Source organism: Streptomyces sp. NPDC000880, from assembly GCF_053599675.1.
Genome location: NZ_JBSFMS010000026.1, coordinates 34,133 through 55,401 on the forward strand (window position 1 = coordinate 34,133; position 21,269 = coordinate 55,401).

Consider the following 21,269-nt stretch of genomic DNA (forward strand, 5'->3'; position numbering starts at 1 on the left):
ATGTACGCGCTCGGCAGTGACAAATGTCCCGGGTGGACAGCCGGTTCTGACACGGCGTCAGCAGGCTTCACAAGTAATGAGGGCTGCGTTATACATAGGGGCCACCGACTCCTAGAACGCGTTCTAGAACAGGCCAGGGGCCGGTCCCGTACGACCTCGGTGCGACCGACGGTGCGGACGGCCGCGCCGAGGTCTTCCACTCACCAAGGAGCAGCATCCTCATGCCCATTGATGCCGCCAAGGCCGTCGCCGCCGAGCCCCGCAGTACCAGGATCAGCTGGGGCCACAAGGACGTCCAGCTCTACCACCTCGGCCTTGGGGCCGGCGTCCCCGCCACCGACCCCGACGAGCTCCGCTACACCCTTGAGCCGAGGCTGCATGTGCTGCCGAGCTTCGCCACCGTCGCGGGCGCGGGCCAGGGCGTCGTCGGCGGGCTCACCGGACCCGGCCTCGACATCGACCTGGCAGCCGTGCTGCACGGCGGGCAGAGCATCCGGCTGCACCGGTCGATCCCCATCGAGGGCAGCGCCGTATCGACCTCCCGGGTCGCGGCCGTCTACGACAAGGGCAAGGCCGCGATCCTCGTCCTGCGCACCGAAGCGGCCGACGAGGAAGGCCCGTTGTGGACGAGCGACGCCCAGCTCTTCGTACGCGGGGAAGGCGGCTTCGGCGGCGACCGCGGGCCCTCGCCGCGCATCGAACTCCCCTCCCGCGAACCGGACAAGACCGTGGAGAAATCCGTCCGGGAGGACCAGGCGCTGCTCTACCGGCTCTCCGGCGACTGGAACCCGCTGCATGCCGACCCCGCGTTCGCCGCGCGCGCCGGCTTCGACCGGCCCATCCTGCACGGGCTCTGCTCGTACGGCATGACACTCAAGGCGGTCGTCGACACGCTGCTCGGCGGGGACGTCGGCCGTGTCCGCTCGTACACGACTCGCTTCGCCGGGGTGGTCTTCCCCGGCGAGACCCTGCGTATCCGGATGTGGGCCGACTCGCCGGAGTCCGGCCGCGTCCAGGTGGCGGTGACCGCCGTCGAGAGGGACGACGCGCCGGTCCTCGCCGACACCGTCGTCGAACACGCCTAGGACCGGAGCACCGGTCTACGGGCGGATCGTCAACACCTCCTCGGAGGCGTTCCTCGCGGGCTCGGCGGGCCAGCCGAACTACGCGGCGGCCAAGGGCGGCATCGTCGGCCTGACCACCTCCACGGCGCTGGCGCTCGCCAAGTACGGGGTCACGGCCAATGTGATCTGCCCGCGCGCCAGGACCCGGATGACGCAGGACGTGTTCGCCGGCTTGGCGGAACCGGCGGACGGCGGGCTCGACCCGCTGGCGCCGGAGCATGTCTCCCCGCTGGTGAGCTATCTGGCCTCGCCCGCGGCGGCGAAGGTGCTGGGCCTGAAGCGGGGGTGACCGGGGCCGCGTCCGGGGCTTCGCCTCCCTTACCCGCGCCTTCCCGCGTCAAGCGCCGCGCATCTCCTCGGGCCGACGGTGGCGGCCGTGCGCCGGAGTTGCGGCCTCCTCCGTCGTCGCCGCACCGCCCCGGTGCTTTCCGGCGCCGCCGGCTTCGGCCCGGCCTGCGGCCGCCGGCTGCGGACGCTCCTGGGTCGTGTCGGTTCGGGCTTCAGACATGTGGGAAGTCACCCCGTTGTGATCGCTGATTACGTGTCGCAAGGCACCCCGGGCCACACCTGCGAACCCCGTCACCGTCGACGTCCGGTCGGCGCGGCTGCGTAGCCCCGGCCCGAGAATTTAACCAGGGGCCCCGCCGCCGGTGAGAGGCGCCTGCTGCAAAGGAACCGGCTTGTACACAATAGGAGTCCCGGCACCCCAGAGCGGTTCCCCACCAGCCCACATCGATTGTGGGGGTTCTGTGATCACCTTCGCATCCGTGATCACATCCGGTACGAGTGCGTCCGCCGGCCCGTCGATTCGCGCCACCCCGCACGGCACCGCTCTGGTCGCGTACGGGAGTTGCAGCACGCCCTCCCGGCTCCACAGGCCGGCCCCCACCAACCACCCCTCGGGCGCGGCCAGTTGATGCAGCCGCCGTCCCGAAGGGCGCCACACCCCCAGCCAGCTCCCCGCCGCGCCGTCGATCCGCAGCGCCACCGCGCAGCTCTCCGGCATCAGCACCTGCCCGGGCTGTACGGCGAACGGCGTCACCGCGCAGTCCGCCAGCCGCAGGCACTCGGGAAAGCGGACCGGCCGCAGGCTCCCCAGCACGCCCCAGCCGAGCCGGTCGTAGCCCGGCGCGTTGGAGCGGATCAGCAGCAGGCCGCTGTCCGTGTCGGCCAGCAGCAGCCGGTCGTCGCTGGCATCCGTGATCTGCAGCAGCGGCGTCACCTCCCCGCCCCGCTCCAGATCGACCGCCACCGCCTTCACCGGGCCGTCGGCCAGTTGCCGGTCCAGGGCCAGTATCCGCCCCGCACGGTCCAGCCAGACCCCGCCGGAGCAGCGGCCCGGCACCTCGGCGACATACTCGGGGCCGAACGCCCCGCCCGCCACCAGCCAGACCCCGGTCGACTCCGCGCCGGGCGCCAGGGCGTACGCGCTCCTGCCGTCCGGCGCGGGCGGAAGCAGCCGCAGCTCCGCCGACTCGACGGCGCCGAGCGGCAGTTCACCCGTCCCCGGCCCGGTCGGATACAGCAGCGAGAAGGCGTGCCGTCCGGCCATCCGCCGCCGGATCAGCACCCGCCCGTCGGCCAGCGGCAGCACCTCGGCTTCGCGCTCCTCGGGCTGGTTCAGCGGCAGCGGCACGGCGTAGGGCTCGGGGCCGAGCGTCCACCGCTCCGGGAACAGGGCCTCACGGCCCCCCGCCAGCCGGGCCGCGTATGCGCCGTCCGCGGTGATCGTGATCCCCGTACGCCCCACCGCCCCATCCTCCGTGGCGGTCTCGATGGCACAGGCTGTCATCGACTAATCACCTCCGGTGACTGAAGCTAGGTATCGCACTTCCTGCCGAACAACACGAGACTCACCACTTCACACATATGGGTGGCCATGCCCGGATTCTCCTGAAGGGAAGGGGGTGGTTGTGCTCCGCGGGATGCCGGTGGATAAAGTTAGGTTCCCCTAAGTACTGGATCAGGAGCACGTCATGTCCCTACGCCGCCGCGGCACTGCCGCCGCAGTCGCCCTTGCCGCCGCACTCTCCCTTGCCGCCTGCGGCAGCCAGGACGGCGGGGACAAGGGCTCCGCCGCCGGCAAGGCCGACGACGGTGGCAAGAAGGCCGTCGCGCAGGGCGGCAAAGGCTTCGGCGGCGCGGCGGCGAAGACCGCGGCGATGGGCACCGACGCCAAGCCCGGCCAGTTCCCGCGTACCGTCACCCACGCGCTGGGCAAGACCGAGCTCAAGGCCGCGCCCAAGCGGGTCGTGGTCCTCGACGTCGGCGAGCTGGACAACGTCGCCTCGCTGGGCGTCAAGCCCGTCGGCTACGCCCCCACCGAGGGCGACGAGGGCATCCCCGGCTACCTGAAAAAGGAAGCCGGCAATCCCAAGAACGTCGGCACCATCAACAGCCTCAACCTCGAGGCGATCGCCGCCCTCAAGCCCGACCTGATCCTCGGCAGCCAGCTGCGCGCCGCCGACAAGTACAAGGAGCTGTCCACGATCGCTCCGACCGTCTTCTCCATCCGTCCGGGCTTCACCTGGAAGGAGAACTACCTCCTCAACGCCGCGGCCCTGGACAAGACCTCTGAGGCGCAGGCGATGCTCGACGCGTACGAGAAGAAGGCCAGGCAGCTTGGCACCGACATCGGCGCCAAGAACGCCAAGAAGCCGACCGTCTCGATGGTCCGCTACATGCCGGGCAAGATCCGTCTCTACGCCCAGGCGTCCTTCATCGGCACCATCCTCAAGGACTCCGGCCTGCCGCGGCCCGCGAACCAGCAGGTCGAAGACCTCGCCGTGGAGATCAGCCCCGAGAAGATCGACTCCGCGGACGCCGACTGGATCTTCACCGGCGTCTACGGCGACCCCAAGACCACCAAGCGCGACACCGCCCAGTCCAACCCGCTGTGGAAGAACCTAAAGGCGGTCAAGGCCGGCCAGGCCAAGGACGTCCCGGACGAGACCTGGTACCTCGGCCTCGGCGTCACCGCCGCGGACAAGGTCCTCGACGACCTCCGGGGCTTCCTGGCCAAGTGACCAGCGCAGGCCGCAGGGGCACGGAGGACAGGTAGCCTTTCCCTCGTGCCCCGTCTGTCTGAAGTCCTCGCCGCGTTCGACGCCCTGTGGCCCGCCGAGCGGGCCGAACAGTGGGACGCGGTCGGCACGGTCTGCGGCGACCCGGACGCCGGGATCAGCCGCGTGCTGTTCGCCGTCGACCCTGTCCAGGAGATCGCCGACGAGGCGATCGCACTCGGCGCCCAGCTGATCGTCACGCACCACCCGCTCTATCTGCGCGGTACGACGACTGTCGCGGCCTCCACCTTCAAGGGCCGTGTCGTGCACACCCTGATCAAGCACGACATCGCCCTGCACGTCGCGCACACCAACGCCGACACCGCCGACCCCGGAGTCTCCGACGCCCTCGCGGGCGCGCTCGACCTGCGGGTCGTACGCCCCCTGGTGCCGGATGCGACCGACCCGCACGGCCGCCGCGGCCTCGGCCGGATCTGTGAGCTCGACCATCCCGAGACGCTCGGGGAGTTCGCCGCGCGTGCCGCGGGGCGCCTGCCCGCCACCGCCCAGGGGATCCGCATCGCGGGCGACCCGGACGCCGTGGTGCGTACGGTCGCGGTCAGCGGCGGCTCCGGCGACAGCCTCTTCGACGTCGTACGGGCCGCGGGCGTGGACGCGTTCCTCACCGCTGATCTGCGCCACCACCCGGCGTCCGAGGCGGTGCAGCAATCACCGCTGGGACTGGTCGACGCCGCCCACTGGGCCACTGAGTGGCCCTGGTGCGAGCAGGCCGCGGCCCAGCTCGACGAGATTTCCGACCGGCACGGGTGGGGCCTTCGGGTCCACGTCTCGCACACGGTCACCGACCCCTGGTCCTCCCACCATTCTTCTGGAGCCCCCAACTGAACGCCTCGCCCGCCGACCAGATCCGACTCCTCGACGTCCAGGCCCTCGACGTACGACTGTCGCAGCTCGCCCACAAGCGCAAGTCGCTGCCCGAGCACGCCGAGATCGAGTCGCTCAGCAAGGACCTCACGCAGCTGCGCGACCTGCTGGTCGCCGCGCAGACCGAGGAGAGCGACACCGCCCGCGAGCAGACGAAGGCCGAGCAGGACGTCGACCAGGTGCGCCAGCGCGCCGTCCGCGACCAGCAGCGTCTCGACTCGGGCGCGGTCACCTCGCCCAAGGACCTGGAGAACCTGCAGCGCGAGATCGTCTCGCTCGCCAAGCGCCAGGGCGACCTGGAGGACGTCGTCCTCGAGGTCATGGAGCGCCGTGAGTCCGTGCAGGAACGTGTCGCCGAGCTGACCGGACGGGTCTCCTCCGTCCAGGCCAAACTCGACGACGCGACCGCGCGCCGGGACGCCGCGCAGGAGGAGATCGACGGCGAGATCGCCTCGGTCACCAAGGAGCGCGAAGTCGTGTCGGGCTCCGTGCCGGCGGATCTGCTCAAGCTGTACGAGAAGCTGCGCGTCCAGCAGGGCGGGGTGGGCGCGGCCCGCCTCTACCAGCGCCGCTGCGAGGGCTGCCAGCTGGAGCTGAACATCACCGAGGTGAACGAGGTCAAGGCGGCGTCTCCGGACACGGTGCTGCGCTGTGAGAACTGCCGGCGCATCCTGATCCGTACCGCTGAATCGGGGCTGTAGTGCCTGTACTGAGGGAGTTCGTCGTCGAGGCGGACGGCGGCTCCCGGGGAAATCCGGGCCCCGCTGGATACGGTGCGGTCGTGCTCGACCCGAAGACGGGGGAGACGCTCGCCGAGGCCGCGGAGTACATCGGCGTCGCGACGAACAACGTCGCCGAGTACAAGGGTCTGGTGGCGGGGCTGAAGGCGGCGAAGGCACTCGACCCCGAGGCTTCGATCCGGGTCCGGATGGACTCCAAGCTGGTCGTCGAGCAGATGTCGGGCCGCTGGAAGATCAAGCACCCGGACATGAAGCCGCTGGCGGCGGAGGCGGCGCGCGTCTTTCCCGCTTCTCAAGTCACGTACGAGTGGATCCCGCGCGAGAAGAACAAGCACGCGGACCGGTTGGCCAACGAGGCGATGGACGCGGGCAAGAAGGGCAAGCAGTGGGAGCCCTCACGCTCCACGGCGGAGCTCGACGCACGCGACGCGGAGGCGGCGAGGGTGGTCGGCGACGCGACGGCGGGCGCGGCAAGGGCGAGGGCGGCGCTGAGCGGGGCGACGGGCGGCGCGGGTGGGCCTGCGGCTGCGGGTCGCGGTGCCGCCGAGGGTGACGCGGGCGCGCGTGCGGGCGGAGCCGTCGGCGCGGGTGATGCCGATGCATCCGCGGCGGACGCCGGACGCCCTGCGGAGGCCCGCGCGGGCGCAGGCGGCGTCGCGCCCCCTACCGGGCTCGGGCGCCAACTTCCCGGCGGCGGCGTGACCGTCGCGCCTGCGGCCGAGGCGGTCACGGTCCGCGCCGAGCCGGTGGCCGGGGCCGCGGGTGTCCGCGAAGCCGCGCCGACCGCACCGACCGTCGGCTGGGCCGGTCCCGACCTCGGCGTACCCGCCACCTTTGTGCTGCTCCGCCACGGCGAGACCCCCCTGACCCCCGAGAAGCGTTTCTCGGGCAGCGGCGGCAGCGATCCCTCACTCTCCCCCGCGGGACTGCGCCAGGCCGAAGCGGTCGCGGCCGCCCTCGCGGCACGCGGCACCATCCAGGAGATCGTCGGCTCCCCGCTGCAGCGCTGCCGCGAGACCGCGGAGATCATTGCCGCCCGCCTGAACCTCGACGTCCGCATCGAGGACGGCCTGCGCGAGACGGACTTCGGCGCCTGGGAGGGCCTGACGTTCGCGGAGGTCCGCGAGCGGTACGGCGACGACCTCAACGCCTGGCTCGCCTCGGCGAAGGTCGCCCCGACGGGCGGCGGCGAGAGCTTCGCGACGGTGGCGCGCCGGGTCTCGGCGACCCGCGACAAGCTGATCGCCCGATACGCGGGCCGCACGGTCCTGCTGGTCACCCATGTCACGCCCATCAAGACCCTGGTCCGACTGGCACTGGGAGCCCCGCCGGAGTCGCTGTTCCGGATGGAACTCTCCGCGGCCTCGCTCTCGGCCGTGGCGTACTACGCGGACGGCAACGCATCGCTGCGCCTGCTGAACGACACGTCGCACCTGCGCGGATAGGGAGCCCGGCGGCATTGCGCCTCGGGCGGGTGCCGTCCAAGGGCTGGCGCCACGAGGCGGCTGCCCCCGGGTACCCCCCTTGCCGCGGCGCGTAGCTGCCGCGTCCGGGGGTGGGGGGCAACCCTGTGAGACGTCGACGCCCGTCTACACCCCGCCCGAGCTGCGCGGACGGGGATTCGCCGGTGCGGTCACCGCCGCCGTGAGCCGCGATGCGCTCGACGCCGGGGCCGAACGGGTCCGGCTCTTCGCGGACTTGGCCAACCCCACCAGCAACGCCCTGTACCAGCGCCTCGGTTACCGCCCGCTTGCGGGATTCGTGGACCTCGACTCCACCTGAGCGCTGCCGCGCAGCGCGGCAGCATCGGCCGCCAGAGTCTCGACCCTCGCCCAGTCCTTGGCCGCGATCGCGTCCGCCGGCAGCATCCACGTACCGCCGACGCAGCCCACGTTCCTCAGCGCCAGATACGACGGCGCGGAGGCGAGCGAGATCCCGCCCGTCGGGCAGAAGCGGGCCTGAGGCAGCGGACCCGCAAGGGACTTGAGGTAAGCAGTGCCGCCCGCCGCTTCTGCAGGGAAGAACTTCATCTCGCTCACCCCGCGCTCCAGCAGCGCCACGACCTCCGAGGTCGTCGAGACCCCGGGCAGGAACGGCACGCCCGACGCCTTCATCGCGTCCAGCAGACGGTCGGTCCACCCGGGGCTCACCAGGAACCGCGCCCCGGCCGCCACCGCGGCATCGACGCCGTCCGCCGAGATCACCGTGCCCGCGCCCACCACCGCGTCCGGCACCTCGGCCGCGATCGCGCGGAGCGCGTCCAGTGCGGCCGGTGTCCGCAGCGTCACCTCGATCGCGGGCAGACCGCCCGCGACCAGGGCACGCGCGAGCGGCACGGCATCGGCGGCGTCGTCGATGACGACGACAGGGACAACCGGCGCGAGGTCGAGCACGGTGGGCAGGGCAGAGGTGGTCATGCAGGTCATCCTGCCCGCCGCACACAGTATGTGCAAAGAGTGTTGCGCATGTTGCAACGCTCAGTGGATCTGGTTCACCACCACGTCCAGCGCCCATGCCTGCCCTGCCCTGCCCGGCGCCTGCGCCTCCACCACGTACCCCAGCTCCCGCAGTGCCTCCACCAGCTCGCCAGGACCCGCCGGCTTCGCGCCCGACGTCAGCAGGTCCCGTACCAGCCGGCCCTTCGTCGCCTTGTTGAAGTGGCTGACCACCGACCGCTTCTCCACCCCGTCGACCAGCTGCGAGTGCAGCACCCGCACCGTCGCCGTACGCCCCGCCACCTCGCCCTTCGGCTTCCACGCCGCCGCATACGCGGAGGACCGCAGATCGAGTACGAGCCCGTCACCGGCGGCCTCCGGTATGGCGGACGCCATGGGCTCGCGCCAGTACGCCCCGAGCGCGCCCAGCCCCGGCAGCTTCACCCCCATCGAGCAGCGGTACGACGGAATCCGGTCGCCGACCCGTACCGCGCCCCACAGCCCCGAGAAGACCAGCAGCGACTGCCGGGCCCGGCGCCGCGCGGCCGGCTCCAGCGTCGCCAGCCCGAGCGCGTCGTAGAGCACACCCGTGTAGATCTCCCCGGCCGGCCGGGTCCCCGCGGTCCGCAGCTCCACGTTCTTCGCGATCTCGCCCCGCAGGCCCTCGCTCAGCCCCAGGACTTCCCGCGCCTTCTCCTCGTCGGCGGCGCACAGCTCGACCAGTTCGTCCAGCACCGCGGCGCGCGCCCCGGCAAGGCCGGGCAGCGACAGCGACTCCGGCTTCAGCGGAGCCCCGCGCCCGGAAGCGGCCTTACCCTCCGACGGCGGCAACAGCACGAGCACGGCAAGTCTCCTTCGTACGTACGGGGGGCGGGGGGTGCGGCCCCCGCGCCAGCCTACGGTCATCCGGGGTGCCGTCCGTCCGGCGCCGCCATACGCTCGGTCCATGCCCCGCCGCCATATGCATGTGACCGGCGCAGCCGAGGGTCCGTTGCGGGCCGCCCTGCGAGAGCTGCGTACGACGCTCGGCGTGGCGGAGGACTTCCCGGCGGAAGTCCTCGCGGAGGCGGAGTCGGCCGCCGGGGCCCCGCGTCTGCCCGACCGTGACGCCACCGACATCCCCTTCTTCACGATCGATCCGCCGACCTCCGTCGACCTCGATCAGGCGATGTTCCTCGCCCGCCGCGAGGCAGGGGGCTTCAGAGTCCACTACGCGATCGCCGACGTCGCCGCCTTCGTCGCACCCGGCGGCGCGCTCGACGCCGAGGCCCACCGCCGGGTGCGGACCCTCTACTTCCCGGACGAGAAGGTTCCGCTCCATCCCGCGCTGCTCTCCGAGGGCGCGGCCAGCCTGCTGCCCGACCAGACCGCGCCCGCGCTGGTCTGGCAGATCGACCTCGACGCCGAGGGCCGGACCGTCTCGACCGAGGTGCGGCGGGCGCTCGTACGCAGCCGGGCCAAGCTCGAATACGAGGGCGTGCAGCGGCAGATCGACGCGGGCACGGCCGAGGAGCCGCTGGCGCTGCTCAAGGAGATCGGGCTGCTGCGCGAGACGCTGGAGAGCGAACGCGGCGGGATCTCCCTGAACGTCCCCGAGCAGGAAATCGTCGAGCGGAACCATTCGTACTTCCTCGAATACCGCGCCCCGCTCCCCGCCGACGGCTGGAACGCCCAGATCTCCCTGCTCACCGGCATGGCCGCGGCCGACCTCATGATCGAGGCCGGCACCGGCATCCTGCGCACCCTGCCCACCGCCCCGGACGGCGCGGTGGCGCGGCTGCGCCGCTCGGCGAAGGCGCTGCGCATCGACTGGCCGCACCATGTCTCGTACGCCGAAGTGGTCCGCTCGCTGGACCCCCACAACGCCCGCCACGCCGCTTTCCTGCAGGAGTGCACGACCCTGCTGCGCGGCGCCGGCTACACCGCTTTCAAGGGCGGCGCGGTGCCCTCGCCCGCGGTCCACGCGGCGGTGGCCGACGAGTACACGCACTGCACCGCGCCGCTGCGGCGTCTGGTCGACCGGTACGCGGGCGAGCTGTGCGTGGCCGCGGTGGCGGGAGCGGAGCCGCCGGAGTGGGTCGCAGCCGCGCTGGAGGCCCTGCCGAAGGAGATGGCGGAGGGCTCCCGGCGTGCGAACACGGTGGAGCGGGAGTCCGTAGACATCGTCGAGGCAGCGCTGCTGAGGGAGCGGGTCGGCGAGGTCTTCGACGCGATCGTGGTGGATGTGCATGAGCGTGAACCGGCCGTCGGCACGGTCCATTTGGAGGACCCGGCGGTGGTGGCGAGAGTCGAGGGGGGCGAGGCGAAGCTGCCGCTGGGGGAGCGGCTGCGGGTCCGGCTCACGCAGGCGGACCCGGGGTCGGCGAAGGTGCTGTTCGCGCCTGCGTAAGGGCCGCGACGAGGGCCTTCGGTTCGTCGGCGTGGAAGCGGACTGTGCGCGCGCTCCCTCGCTTGCCGAGCGGCCGTACGAAGCCGACGGGCGCCGCCAGCTCCACGGTCACGGTCCTCTGAAGGCGTCGCCATGGTCGTTGAGCTCCACCAAGCCCGACGCCGACCGTGGGAAGCGCCGCTGCTACGCCCGCGGGGGTATCCCGCTCTACCTGCTCGTCGATCGCGACAAGTCGTCGCTGACCCTCTTCAGTGAGCCCGAGAACGACGACTACCGTCAGGAGTGCAGGATGCCCTTCGGTAGCCCTGCCCCTCCCCGACCCCTTCGCCTTCGACCTGGACACCGCGGACTTCCTCTGAGCCCCACTTCGCCAGGTAGACTGGTCAGCACGGCAGACGAGCCGGGCGGACGGCCGCGGGGAGATCCTTTGGATCTCCCCGAGGAACGTCCGGGCTCCACAGGGCAAGGTGGTGGGTAACGCCCACCCGGGGTGACCCGCGGGACAGTGCCACAGAGAACAGACCGCCGGGGACCTCGGTCCCCGGTAAGGGTGAAACGGTGGTGTAAGAGACCACCAGCGCCTGAGGTGACTCAGGCGGCTCGGTAAACCCCACCTGGAGCAAGGTCAAGAGGGGCCGCTGTAAAGGCGGTCCTGCGCGGACGTTGGAGGGTTGCCCGCCCGAGTCCGCGGGTAGACCGCACGAGGCCGACGGCAACGTCGGTCCTAGATGGATGGCCGTCTCCCCGGCCGCCGCGAGGCGACCGGGTGACAGAACCCGGCGTACAGCCCGACTCGTCTGCCGTCCCGTATTTTCGCAGGTCAGGACGTGTGTTGCTGCATCGAGGCGGCTGAGCGGCCCGCTCACACGTCGGTGACCCGCAACCCCGCGTGCGCCTTGTACCGGCGGTTGGCCGAGATGAGGTTCCACTAACGCCTCGACCTGGTGGGCGTTGCGCAGCCGTCCCGCGTAGACACCGCGCATGCCCGGGATCCGGGCCGCGAGGGTCTGGACGGTGTCGGTGTCATCGCGGCGGTCGCCCAGCACCATCACGTCGGTGTCGATCTCGGCCACCTCCGGGTCCTGCAACAGCACCGCGGACAGGTGGTGGAAGGCGGCGGTGACCCGTGCCTCGGGCAGCAGGGGCGGCGGCCTGCTCGGCGGCGCTGCCCTCCTCGGGCCGAACGTGCGCGGAGGATCCTCGCCGCCGGCTCCTGACGCAGCCCCGAGCAGCGCCCACCCGGCTACCGTGCCGAGACCGTGGCAGGTGATCGCGAATAGACCGATCGGACGGGACCGCATTGTCTTCGGGGACATGACCTTCGCGCCGCACTCTCCCCTTTCGGATGAAATGGCGTCCTGGCCATTGCCACAGCCTCTCGTTAGTGGGCTACTTCGCGTAACGAACAGCTGTGGTGGTCGACGGAGAGACCGGCCCGAAGCGCTTCGCCGACCCGATGGACTCAAGGAGTCCCCTATGGCGGTCTCACCGAACCAGGGATCCACCGGCGGCGGCGACGCAGTGACCCTCACCGGCAGCCACTTCACCGGCACCACCGGCGTGCACTACGGCTCCCGCCAGGCTGCAAGCTTCACGGTGGTCAGCGACACCACCACCGCCACCATCACCCCCTCCGGCCACGGTCCCGTGTCCGTCTCCGTGACAACCCCCGGAGGAACGGGAGTCGTCGGCACCTTCTTCTACCTGCCGCCGCCCTCCTTCCGCCTCACTCCACCTCCCGCGGGCCCCTTGGCAGGCGGCGACACAGTGACCCTCGTGGGCCTCGGCCTCTACACCACGAGCGAGGTCCGATTCGGTACGCAGGCCGCCGCGTTCACCGTCGACTCCGACGCCCATCTCACCGTGACCGTCCCGGCGGCGCTCTCCGCGGGCCTGGTCGCAGTCACCGTACGCACCAGGGGTGGAATTGCCGGCGGAGTCCCCTACACCTACCTCGGCCCGCCTTCCATCACCGTCGTCACCCTCGACTCAGGACCGGTGGACGGCGGGAACCTCGTCGTCATCACCGGGACGGCGTTCTCCTACACCACCAGCGTCTCCTTCGGCGGCACACCCGCCATCTCCTACCGGATCGCCTCGGACACAGAGATCAACGCCCTGGTACCAGCCGGAGCACTCGGCCCGGCCAATGTCTCCGTCGCCACCCTCGGCGGCACCACCACCGCCTCGGGCGCCTACACGTATCTGGGACGCTTCGCGGTGCTGGGCGGAGAGTCCGTCACCAACACCGGCCTCTCAAGCGTCACGGGGGACCTCGGAGTGAGCCCGGGAGTCTCCATTACCGGATTCCCGCCCGGCCAGGTGAACGGAACCATCCACAACGCGGACGCGGATGCCGTTCAGGCCCACGCCGATCTGATCGCGACGTACGACAACGCCGCCGGCCGGATCCCGGATGCCGGCATTACCGGCGACATCGGCGGCCTGACGCTGACTCCCGGCGTCTACAACGCGGCCTCTTCCATCGGGCTCACCGGCACGCTCACGCTGGATGCCCAGGGCAACCGCAACGCCGAATGGATCTTCCAAATCGGATCGACCCTGACGACTGCAACCGCAAGCCGTGTGCTCCTCATCAACGGTGCCACGGCCCGCAATGTCATCTGGCAGATCGGAAGTTCAGCAACCCTGGGCACCGACACCGCCATCGCAGGCAGAATCCTGGCCGCGATCTCGATCACTGTGAACGCCGGTGTATCCGTCGCGGGCCAGACCCTGGCCCGTGACGGCTCCGTCACCCTGGACACCAACACAATCGCCCGCCCCTGGTGAAGGACCCCACACGCCGCGAGTGACGTTGGCAGCCACCTTGCGGCAAAGCCCCTGATGACGATCCGCAGACCGGCTGACCACGCGGGACGGCGCCTCGCCGCGGCGTGCCCCTCCCGTCAACTCCTGCGGACGCGCCGTCGCGGCCGGGTTTCCCGACTACGACGACACCACTTCGGCCGGGATGCCGCGCGCGGTTCAGGCGACCTTGTACGCCGGGGGTTCCTGTCCCTCGGCCCACTGCTTCTCGCCGGCCTTGTCCCGGATGTAATCGCGTGATGCCTCCGCCAGGCTCCGGGCCCGCTTCAGGTCCGGGGAGATGAGCTCGCCGCCGTACTTGAGGACGCGTCCGTTGACCAGGACCGTGTCGACCTCCGCGCGTGTGGCCTGGAAGACGATCTGGTGGGAGGCGTTGGTGAGCGGGACCATGGACGGTGTGTCGGCCCGCAGCATTACCAGATCCGCCAGCTTGCCCGGTGTGATCGATCCCAGTGACGAGCCCAGCCCCAGCGCGTCGGCCCCGCCCTGCGTCGCGAAGTGGATGACATCTTCGGTGCGCAGGTCGTTGTTGATGACGGTCTTGCCGTCAGCCTGTGCGGCTTGGTGGTCGAGGCCGCGGTCGGCGTTGAGGGTGGCACGCATCGCGGAGAACATGTCGGAGCTCCACCAGACGCTGGTGTCCATCGACAGGGAGATGGGGATGCCGTTGGCCCTGACCCTGCCGGTGGGAGGGTAGCCCTGGCCGGCGTTGAGCTCGCTCTCGGCGGAGACCGACACATTGCCGCCCGTGTCGGCGATCATGCCGTATGCGTAGTCGGGGAAGGATCCGCCGTGCACATAGGTGTTCGTGGGCAGCATGAAGCCGTTGTCGAACAGGGTCTGGAGGGAGTTGTCGGGAGCGTACTCCCAGATGCCGGCGTGCTGGGTGACCATGAGGTCCCGGTCCCGGGCGAACTCCCAGGCCGGCCGCTCCGGGAACGCCGGGTCCATGGGGGTGTCCCAGGCCAGTTGCATAGTGACGAGCTGGTTCTTGGACGAGAAGCGACTGCGCAGCAGGCGGTCCACGTCGCCGGCGGTGACCCACTCCTCCGGCGGGGCGGAGAGGTTGCTGTATGCCAGGCGGGCCCGGCCGTTCGAGTCGAAGAGGGCGTCCGCGGCGGCTTCGGCGTGATCGAGGGTGTACAGCGCGTGTGACCAGTCCAGGCTGGTGGTCACGCCGCTGTTGATGGCTTCCACCATGGACAGGTAATTGCCGGCGTACACGTCCTCGGGACGCCAGTACTTGGCCCACCCCTGGTACATGAACTGGAAGTAGTTCTGGATGCTCCATTCCGCTCCGACACCTCGCAGCACCGTCTGCCACATGTGCCGGTGGGTGTCGATCATGCCGGGCATGAGTATGCGGTCGCGCCCGTCGACAACAACGGCGTTCGCGGGCGCCTGGAGGTTCGGTCCGACCGCCTTGATCTTGGAGTCGGCGACCAGTACGTCGGAGCTCTGCTGGACACCGAGCTTGGGGTCGCCGGTCACCACGGTGGCGTTGCGGAACACGATCGGGCGGCCGGGCGCGAAGGAGGGCGTCGAGGCGGGCGCCTGCGGCCGGGCCGCGGCGGTGATACCCAGCCCGACGGCCGAGGCTGCGATGCCCGTACCGGTTCCGACCAGGAAGGATCTGCGCCCGAGTCGCGGCTTGGAGCGAGAGCCCCGCGGGCCCTGCCGGTCTGACGTCGACGGCTCGTCGCTGTGCATTCGAACTCCAACTCTGTACCGGCCGCCTTGGCGTGCCGGGTGGGACGTGGTGGTGATGGCGGACGGGGCGGGGGCCGTGGTGCCACGGTGGGGGTCGCCCGGTGACGACCGCCCCCGCGTCGGTCAGGCGGCCGCCGTCCTCGGCTGCCGCCTGTCATGACCCGTATCGGCCGTCTACAACGTAGGAGCGGACCCGGCCCGGGCGCCTCGTACGCGGGCCGCAGTGTGCCAGGGCTCTTGGGCCTAAGCCCCGGGCCCTAGTCGGCTGCCCCCACAGGTCCGATACGCGCCGTCACACCCCGCCGGTACGGCGAAGCCATGAGTCCGGGCTCCCGGCCGGCCTGTACGCGGTGAGCTCCGTGCTGCCGGCCATGAGCAGGCACCTCGAGGTGCGCGACGTCCTCGAGCCGATCGTCGCCGCGGCCCGCGAGCCGTCCACCGGTCAGCTGCTCATCGACGGGCGAACCGGCCTGCCAGGAGGGCCGCCGGGACGACGACCAGGCCGGCGAAGACCAGCACGGCGTCGCGGACCGGCACCGTCTGCACGGCCAGCCCCAGACCCAGTACCGGGACGGACAGCCCCAGATAGGCGGCGAGGAACAGCCCGGTGAGAGTCTCTCCGCGCCGCTCGGGCATGGCCAGCGACAGCACCGTACTGACGCTGCCCTTGAAGGCCGTACCGGCAGCCGCGCCGGAGACCGCGCCACCGACGAGGAACAACGGGAGGTCGGCAATCCAGACCGCGGTGGTCAGTACGACCATGCCTACGGCGAGGAGCCCCAGCCCCAAGAGTAGTTGGGTGCGGGTGCCCAGACGGGCGAGCAGGATCTGCGCCAGCGCCGCCGAACCGAAGACCAGGAAGGCCGCGAGTCCGGTAACGGTGGGGGAAGCAACATGCAGGTCCCTCAGGACGACCGGTGTCAACGAGGTGAACAGGCCGAAGACCGCGAAAGTGATCAGAGCCGCGGTGGCCGCGGCGAAGAACGCGGGACGGGCCCGGTCGGGAACGCTGACGCGCTGGGGGCGGTAACGCGGCCGGGGCTCGGGCCGCTCGACGGTTTCCGGAGCCAGGACCACGGCCAGCGCTCCGAGTCCGAGCAGGCCGAGGAAGAGCAGGTAGGGCGTGCGCAGGGGGGCTTGGGCGTGTTCGGCGAGGAGCCCGGAGATCAGTGGCCCGATTCCCAGCCCACCGAGGTTGGCAGCCGTGGCCACCACATTGGCGCGGATGGGGGAGGCACCGGGCCGGGCGTTTCGGTGGAGGTCGTCCAGGTGCGCGGTGGCCGTCGCCGTCAGAAGTCCCACACTCAGTCCCGACAGCAGACGGGCCACGAGCAGTGCGGGCACGGAAGGCCAGCTCGCGAAGACCAGCGCGGAGGCGATGCTGAGCACGATCGCCGGAAGCAGCACCGTTTTGCGTCCGAACCAGTCCGACAGATGTCCGGCCAGGAAGAGTGCCGTCAGCACGCCGACGGCATAGGTGGCGAAGACGACCGTGCCGACGAACGGTCCGAATCCGTCGGCCTGCTGGTACAGCGGGTAGAGCGGGGTGGGCACGGTGGAGAAGGCCATGGTCAGGGTGAATGTCGCGGCGACGAGCCAGAAACCCACGTGATGACGGACGGCCGAGTGACGCCGTGGGACGCCTTCAGGGGCCTCGGGTGCCCGGGCCTTCGTGCCCTGGGCCCCGGCCCCGGCTGTCCTGGTGGTGGTGAACTGGGTCATGACCGCTCTCATTCTTCGACGAATCCCGCATCTTGCTTCGTGACCGGGACAACGCGCGCCGGGAAGCAGGCCTTCCGCACTTCAGGCGATAATCGTTGATGACCGTTATCTCCACAGGTGATGGCTTGATGTGTCGGGAGCGGTGCTCATGGACCTGCGGCAGATGGAAGTCGTCATCGCCGTCGCCGAAGAGGGCGGATTCACGGCTGCGGCACAGCGGCTCCACGTAGTGCAGTCCGCCGTGTCGAGCACAGTGCGAGCACTGGAGCGAGAACTGGGCACCCGGCTGTTCGACCGCACCACGCACCGAGTGGCACTGACACCGGCCGGCGAAGCGTTCGTACCGGCCGCGCGTGCGGCATTGCGCGCCGCGGAACAGGCACGGTCGGTGGTGGACGCCGTGCAGGGGCAACTGCGGGGGACGGTGACGGTCGGCACGATGCAAGGCGTCTGGGCCGACCTCCACCACGCTCTGGCCGCGCTGAGGGCGGAGCACCCCGGCGTGGTGGTCCGACTCCGGCAGGCTGCGGCGGGCGACATCCGTCAGGCGCTGCGCGACGGTGCGGTGGATCTGGCTGTGGTCGCCCTCGACCGCCAGCAGCAGCGGGATCTTGCCACCCGGCTGCTCTCCCGCGAGGAGATGGTGCTGGTGGCCTCTCCCCGGCGGGATCTCATCGGAACGGGAGTGGAGGGAAATGTCGCACTGGAGGAGGTGGCCCGGCTGCCAATGGTGGACTTCACCCCGGGCTGGGCGATCCGCCGTGCGGTCGACCGCGCGTTCCGTGCCGCCCTCGTGGAGCGCGACACGACCTTCGAGGTCAACGACATCGTCGCGGCGTCCGAACTCGTCCGCCACGATCTGGGCGTCTGCATCATGCCCGAGTCGATCGCCGAGCGCTTCCCCGACCTGACCGTGCGCCGGTTCGAACGCCACGCGCCGCACTGGAATGTCATGGTCGTGCGGCCCCGGGGCGAGGCGCCCCCGGCAGTCGCCGCTCTGCTGCGGCACATCACCTGACGGCGCAGACGCCCCGACGGGCGGATCACTCCGGTGACCGCTCCAGCGAGCGCTCAGCGACACCACCCAGGTGCGCCCGAAAGACGTCCGACGCGTCCGGCGTGAGCGTGCGCAGCGCCACCATCGCCGTGATGATCACGTCGCAAAGCTCCGACTCGACGTCCTGCCAGCTGTGCGTACGGCCCTTCCGCGGGTTTTGCCCCGACGCGCCGATGATGGCCTGGGCGACCTCGCCGACCTCCTCCGACAGCTTCAACATCCGCAGCAGCGTCTCCTGTTGGGGCGGCAGGTCGCTCTCCGCGTCGAGCCAGGCGTGCAGGCTGCCTACCGTGTCCCAGATCGGGTCCATGGTGGTGTCCAGGGTGTGTTCCATGCGGGAAGCCTGCCACGTGCGGTGTAGGGATGGAGGGGTTCCTGGCCGTACCGACCGCCCGTACCGAAAGACCGTGGACACCGCCATGACCATTTCTGTGGACCGGCTCACCGAACCCGCCGTACGCGCCTTCGTCGGCGCGCTCAACGCCAATGACCGCGAAAGTTTTCAGGCCGCCCTCACGCCCGGCGCCACCATGTCCGACGACGGCAGCGATCGTGACCTCGACGACTGGACCGACCGCGAGATCTTCTCCTCGCGCGGGCACATGGAGGTCGAGTCGCAGTCCGCCGACGGGCTGAGCCTGGTCGCCCGGTACCACAACGACACCTGGGGCGAGATGCGTACCGCCTGGAAGTTCATCGTCGATGACGGGAAGGTCGGCCGCTTCGAGACCGGGCAGGCCTAAGCCCGGAACGTGCGCCTGTACGCCGCCGGGGTCGTCGCCAGTGCCCGGTGGAAGTGCTGGCGCAGACTGTCCCCGCTGCCCAGACCGCTGCGCTCCGCCACCGTGTCCACCGGCAGGTCCGTCGTCTCCAGCAGTTCGCGCGCCCGCGCGAGACGCTGCTGGTTGAGCCACTTCAGCGGGGTCACGCCGACCTCGTGTGCGAAGTGGCGGCCGAACGTACGCGTACTCATCCCGGCCCGTGACGCCAACTCCGCGATCGTGAGCGGCCGGTGGAGCCTGGCCACCGCCCAGTCCAGCACCGGCGCCAGGCCCTCCGCCCGCGGCGGCGCCGGGGTGCGCGGCGGCGCGTACTGCGTCTGGTCGCCCTCTCGGTGCGGGGCGACGACCATCCGGCGGCCGACTTCCGCCGCCGCTGCCGTGCCGTAGTCGCCGCGCACGATGTGCAGGCACAGGTCGATCGCGGCGGCGGTGCCCGCGCTGGTGAGGATCGAGCCGTCGTCGACGTACAGGGAACGGTCGTCGACGCGTACATACGGGTAGCGGCGGTGCAGCTCCTGCGCGTACATCCAGTGGGTCGCCGCAGTACGGCCGTCCAACAGGCCCGCCGCGGCCAGCACGAACGCGCCCGAGCAGAGCGAGGCGATGCGTGCCCCGCGGGCGTGCGCCTCGCGCAGGGCGTCGAGGAGCGCGGCGGGCGGCTCGTAGCCGTTCATCATGCAGGCCGGGACCACGATCAGATCCGCCTCGCGCAGGGCGTCGAGTCCGTGCTCGGCGGCCAGTTGCAGACCGCCGGGCGCGCGCTGCGCGCCGCCCGGGGCGGTGGCGCACAGCACCAGGTCGTATCCCTCGCCCGCGAACACCGCGCACGGCACGGCCAGCTCGAACAGGGAGGTCTCCTCCAGCAGGGTCACCGCCACACGAAGCTCCATGGCGTAAATCTAGGGGAAGCTGACGTTTACGCCAATGGTGCGGCGAAGCCGCAGGTCGGATGGTGGGTCCATGGCTATCAACCCACTTACCGCGCCCGGCCGGCTGGCGCTCGCCGGCGTCTCGGCGATCGGCGTGACGTTCGGCTTCGCGCGCTACGGGTACGGACTCTTCCTCCCCGAGTTGCGGGACGAGTTCGGCCTCTCCGTCTCCCTGGTCGGTCTCATCGGCAGCGCCACCTACGCGGGATACCTCGCCGCGCTCCTGCTGGTCGGCGTCCTCGTCGCGCGCTTCGGGCCGCGGCCCCTGGTGCTCGCAGGCGGGCTCTCCGCGGCCGTCGGCATGGGGCTGGTCGCGCTCGCCCAGGGGCCAGGGCTGCTGGTCACCGGGCTGATCCTGGCCGGTACGAGTTCCGGCTGGGCCTGGGCCCCGTACTCCGACGCGGTCGACCGGATGGTTCCGGTCGGGCGGCGTGAGCAGGTCATGGGCACGATCGCCGGCGGCACGGCCTTCGCCGTCGTCGTCGCGGGACCGCTGGCGCTGCTCGCGCGCGGCACCGGCTGGCGGTACGCATGGCTGGTCTTCGCGCTCGCCGCGCTGGCCGCAAGCGGGTACAACGCCCGTGTCCTGCCCCGGGGTTCGGGCAGGAAGGCCAAGACCTCAGGGCGGCCGGGTTACCGCCGAAGCGCGCTGCCGCTGCTGCTCACCGCCGTGGTGTACGGCCTCGTCGGCGCCGTCTACTGGTCCTTCGCCGTGGAGGCGGTCACCGACGCCGCCGGCACCGGCTCCGCCACCGCGCCGCTGTTCTGGTCCCTGATGGGACTGGCCGGCACCGCGGGCGCCCTGACCGGCCACGCGATCGCCCGCTACGGCCTGCGCCGCGTCCACGCCGCACTGTTCGCCGGCATCGCCGCCGCGGTCGCCCTGCTCGGCGCCGCCCCCGGCTCGCTCTCCGCGGTCGCCGTCTCCGCGGTGCTGTACGGGCCGTGCTTCATGGCCGGGTCCGGGGTCCTCGCGGTGTGGAGCTACCGGGTCTTCCCCGAGCGGCCCTCCGCCGGGTTCAGCGTCACCGTCTTCTTCCTGGGGCTCGGGACGATCGCCGGGCCCGCGCTGCTCGGTGCGTACGCCGAAGCGCACGGTCTGCGCGCCGCGTTCCTCGTCACGGCGGCGGTCGCGGCCCTTGCCTTGGTGTGTGCTCCAACTCGTAGCGTGCGCGCACATGGACGCCATCAGCAACACCACCGGGAACAGGACACTGGGACTTCACAGCGGGATCGAGGTCGGCGCGCTCGGCTTCGGATGCTGGGCGATCGGCGGTGAGTGGCAGGACGCCGGCGGCAACCCGCTGGGGTGGGGCGCGGTCGACGACGAGGAGTCCGTCGCCGCGATCCGAAGGGCGCTGGAACTGGGGGTGATCTTCTTCGACACGGCGGATGTGTACGGGGCGGGGCACAGCGAGCGGGTGCTCGGGCGGGCGCTCGCGGGCCGCCGTGACGAGGCGGTCATCGCCACGAAGTGGGGCAACCGCTTCGACGCGGAGACCCGTACGCTGACCGGGAGCGACGCGTCGCCCGGGTACGTACGTCGCGCCCTCACCGCATCGCTGGGCCGCCTCGGCACCGACCCCCGCGCCCCGTGCCCCCGAA

Annotated in this window: 18 protein-coding genes, 1 other RNA gene and 5 pseudogenes; 15 read left to right on the top strand and 9 right to left on the bottom strand. The window is 71.1% G+C overall.

All coding sequences use genetic code 11. The annotated features are described in order from the left end of the window. The first annotated feature begins 221 nt into the window (after nt 1-221). Together ACWDO5_RS11800 and ACWDO5_RS11805 are read left to right on the top strand one after the other, a co-directional pair. Nucleotides 222-1,085, top strand: a complete 864-nt coding sequence (locus tag ACWDO5_RS11800; RefSeq protein WP_450530155.1) for a MaoC/PaaZ C-terminal domain-containing protein — start codon at nt 222-224, stop codon at nt 1,083-1,085. Between the two features lies 1 nt (nt 1,086). Continuing rightward, nucleotides 1,087-1,398 (top strand): annotated as a pseudogene (locus tag ACWDO5_RS11805) (SDR family NAD(P)-dependent oxidoreductase); the annotation flags it as partial. Between the two features lie 63 nt (nt 1,399-1,461). Here ACWDO5_RS11805 and ACWDO5_RS11810 read toward each other — a convergent pair. Both ACWDO5_RS11810 and ACWDO5_RS11815 read right to left on the bottom strand, forming a co-directional pair. Further along, complete coding sequence (locus tag ACWDO5_RS11810; protein WP_450530156.1) at nt 1,462-1,632, bottom strand: hypothetical protein; 171 nt, start codon at nt 1,630-1,632, stop codon at nt 1,462-1,464. Nucleotides 1,633-1,752: 120 nt separating this feature from the next. Then, on the bottom strand, nt 1,753-2,916 hold the full coding sequence (locus ACWDO5_RS11815) for a hypothetical protein (protein ID WP_450530157.1): 1,164 nt from the start codon (nt 2,914-2,916) through the stop codon (nt 1,753-1,755). Between the two features lie 184 nt (nt 2,917-3,100). On the opposite strand from ACWDO5_RS11815, the gene ACWDO5_RS11820 reads away from it, so the two are divergent. The 5 genes and pseudogenes from ACWDO5_RS11820 to ACWDO5_RS11840 all read left to right on the top strand — a co-directional run. Further along, a complete protein-coding gene (locus ACWDO5_RS11820) occupies nt 3,101-4,150 on the top strand; it encodes an ABC transporter substrate-binding protein (RefSeq protein WP_450530158.1) in 1,050 nt (349 codons plus the stop codon). 45 nt (nt 4,151-4,195) lie between these two features. Beyond that, the gene (locus ACWDO5_RS11825) at nt 4,196-5,032 is read left to right on the top strand and encodes a Nif3-like dinuclear metal center hexameric protein (RefSeq protein ID WP_450530159.1); all 837 of its coding nucleotides are present in this window, start codon (nt 4,196-4,198) and stop codon (nt 5,030-5,032) included. Then, nucleotides 5,029-5,772, top strand: coding sequence for a zinc ribbon domain-containing protein (locus tag ACWDO5_RS11830; RefSeq protein WP_450530182.1), 744 nt, complete (start codon nt 5,029-5,031; stop codon nt 5,770-5,772). Before ACWDO5_RS11825 ends, ACWDO5_RS11830 begins: the two co-directional genes overlap by 4 nt. 8 nt (nt 5,773-5,780) lie before the next feature. Continuing rightward, complete coding sequence (locus ACWDO5_RS11835) at nt 5,781-7,256, top strand: bifunctional RNase H/acid phosphatase (RefSeq protein WP_450530183.1); 1,476 nt, start codon at nt 5,781-5,783, stop codon at nt 7,254-7,256. Between the two features lie 139 nt (nt 7,257-7,395). Next, nucleotides 7,396-7,593: pseudogene (locus tag ACWDO5_RS11840) on the top strand (GNAT family N-acetyltransferase); the annotation flags it as partial. Here ACWDO5_RS11840 and eda read toward each other — a convergent pair. Together eda and yaaA are read right to left on the bottom strand one after the other, a co-directional pair. Then, nucleotides 7,551-8,228, bottom strand: coding sequence for a bifunctional 4-hydroxy-2-oxoglutarate aldolase/2-dehydro-3-deoxy-phosphogluconate aldolase (gene eda / locus ACWDO5_RS11845; protein WP_450530160.1), 678 nt, complete (start codon nt 8,226-8,228; stop codon nt 7,551-7,553). The pseudogene ACWDO5_RS11840 and the gene eda sit on opposite strands and share 43 nt — an antisense overlap. A gap of 60 nt (nt 8,229-8,288) precedes the next feature. After that, entirely contained in the window at nt 8,289-9,089 is an 801-nt protein-coding gene (yaaA, locus tag ACWDO5_RS11850) for a peroxide stress protein YaaA (protein ID WP_450530161.1), read from the bottom strand. Nucleotides 9,090-9,192: 103 nt separating this feature from the next. On the opposite strand from yaaA, the gene ACWDO5_RS11855 reads away from it, so the two are divergent. The 3 genes and pseudogenes from ACWDO5_RS11855 to rnpB all read left to right on the top strand — a co-directional run bounded on the left by ACWDO5_RS11855 (nt 9,193) and on the right by rnpB (nt 11,435). Next, nucleotides 9,193-10,635, top strand: a complete 1,443-nt coding sequence (locus ACWDO5_RS11855; protein ID WP_450530162.1) for an RNB domain-containing ribonuclease — start codon at nt 9,193-9,195, stop codon at nt 10,633-10,635. Nucleotides 10,636-10,774: 139 nt separating this feature from the next. Continuing rightward, nucleotides 10,775-10,994 (top strand): annotated as a pseudogene (locus ACWDO5_RS11860) (Uma2 family endonuclease); the annotation flags it as partial. A 37-nt stretch (nt 10,995-11,031) separates the two neighbouring features. After that, nucleotides 11,032-11,435: RNase P RNA component class A (gene rnpB / locus ACWDO5_RS11865), an RNA gene on the top strand. 62 nt (nt 11,436-11,497) lie between these two features. Here the strand turns inward: rnpB and ACWDO5_RS11870 are convergent. Further along, nucleotides 11,498-11,820: pseudogene (locus ACWDO5_RS11870) on the bottom strand (NADPH-dependent F420 reductase); the annotation flags it as partial. A gap of 291 nt (nt 11,821-12,111) precedes the next feature. On the opposite strand from ACWDO5_RS11870, the gene ACWDO5_RS11875 reads away from it, so the two are divergent. Beyond that, nucleotides 12,112-13,428, top strand: coding sequence for an ice-binding family protein (locus ACWDO5_RS11875; RefSeq protein WP_450530163.1), 1,317 nt, complete (start codon nt 12,112-12,114; stop codon nt 13,426-13,428). 195 nt (nt 13,429-13,623) lie between these two features. Here the strand turns inward: ACWDO5_RS11875 and ACWDO5_RS11880 are convergent, their stop codons facing one another. Continuing rightward, nucleotides 13,624-15,174 carry an amidohydrolase family protein gene (locus ACWDO5_RS11880; RefSeq protein WP_450530164.1) on the bottom strand — a complete coding sequence of 517 codons (1,551 nt, stop codon included), beginning with the start codon at nt 15,172-15,174 and terminating at the stop codon, nt 13,624-13,626. A gap of 450 nt (nt 15,175-15,624) precedes the next feature. Beyond that, on the bottom strand, nt 15,625-16,896 hold the full coding sequence (locus ACWDO5_RS11885) for an MFS transporter (protein WP_450530165.1): 1,272 nt from the start codon (nt 16,894-16,896) through the stop codon (nt 15,625-15,627). 148 nt (nt 16,897-17,044) lie between these two features. Between ACWDO5_RS11885 and ACWDO5_RS11890 the strand changes: the two genes are divergently transcribed. Then, on the top strand, nt 17,045-17,914 hold the full coding sequence (locus ACWDO5_RS11890; protein WP_450530166.1) for a LysR family transcriptional regulator: 870 nt from the start codon (nt 17,045-17,047) through the stop codon (nt 17,912-17,914). A gap of 25 nt (nt 17,915-17,939) precedes the next feature. Here ACWDO5_RS11890 and ACWDO5_RS11895 read toward each other — a convergent pair whose 3' ends face one another. Further along, on the bottom strand, nt 17,940-18,287 hold the full coding sequence (locus tag ACWDO5_RS11895; protein WP_450530167.1) for a MazG-like family protein: 348 nt from the start codon (nt 18,285-18,287) through the stop codon (nt 17,940-17,942). Nucleotides 18,288-18,372: 85 nt separating this feature from the next. Here ACWDO5_RS11895 and ACWDO5_RS11900 point away from each other — a divergent pair, with 85 nt between their 5' ends. After that, nucleotides 18,373-18,696, top strand: a complete 324-nt coding sequence (locus ACWDO5_RS11900) for a nuclear transport factor 2 family protein (RefSeq protein WP_450530168.1) — start codon at nt 18,373-18,375, stop codon at nt 18,694-18,696. Here the strand turns inward: ACWDO5_RS11900 and ACWDO5_RS11905 are convergent. After that, nucleotides 18,693-19,613: a helix-turn-helix domain-containing protein gene (locus tag ACWDO5_RS11905; protein ID WP_450530184.1), complete on the bottom strand. Its 921-nt coding sequence runs from the start codon at nt 19,611-19,613 to the stop codon at nt 18,693-18,695. The genes ACWDO5_RS11900 and ACWDO5_RS11905 overlap by 4 nt on opposite strands. 82 nt (nt 19,614-19,695) lie before the next feature. Between ACWDO5_RS11905 and ACWDO5_RS11910 the strand changes: the two genes are divergently transcribed. Both ACWDO5_RS11910 and ACWDO5_RS11915 read left to right on the top strand, forming a co-directional pair. Further along, nucleotides 19,696-20,943: an MFS transporter gene (locus ACWDO5_RS11910; protein WP_450530169.1), complete on the top strand. Its 1,248-nt coding sequence runs from the start codon at nt 19,696-19,698 to the stop codon at nt 20,941-20,943. Next, nucleotides 20,843-21,247: pseudogene (locus ACWDO5_RS11915) on the top strand (aldo/keto reductase); the annotation flags it as partial. The gene ACWDO5_RS11910 and the pseudogene ACWDO5_RS11915, both read left to right, overlap by 101 nt. Nucleotides 21,248-21,269: the final 22 nt, after the last annotated feature.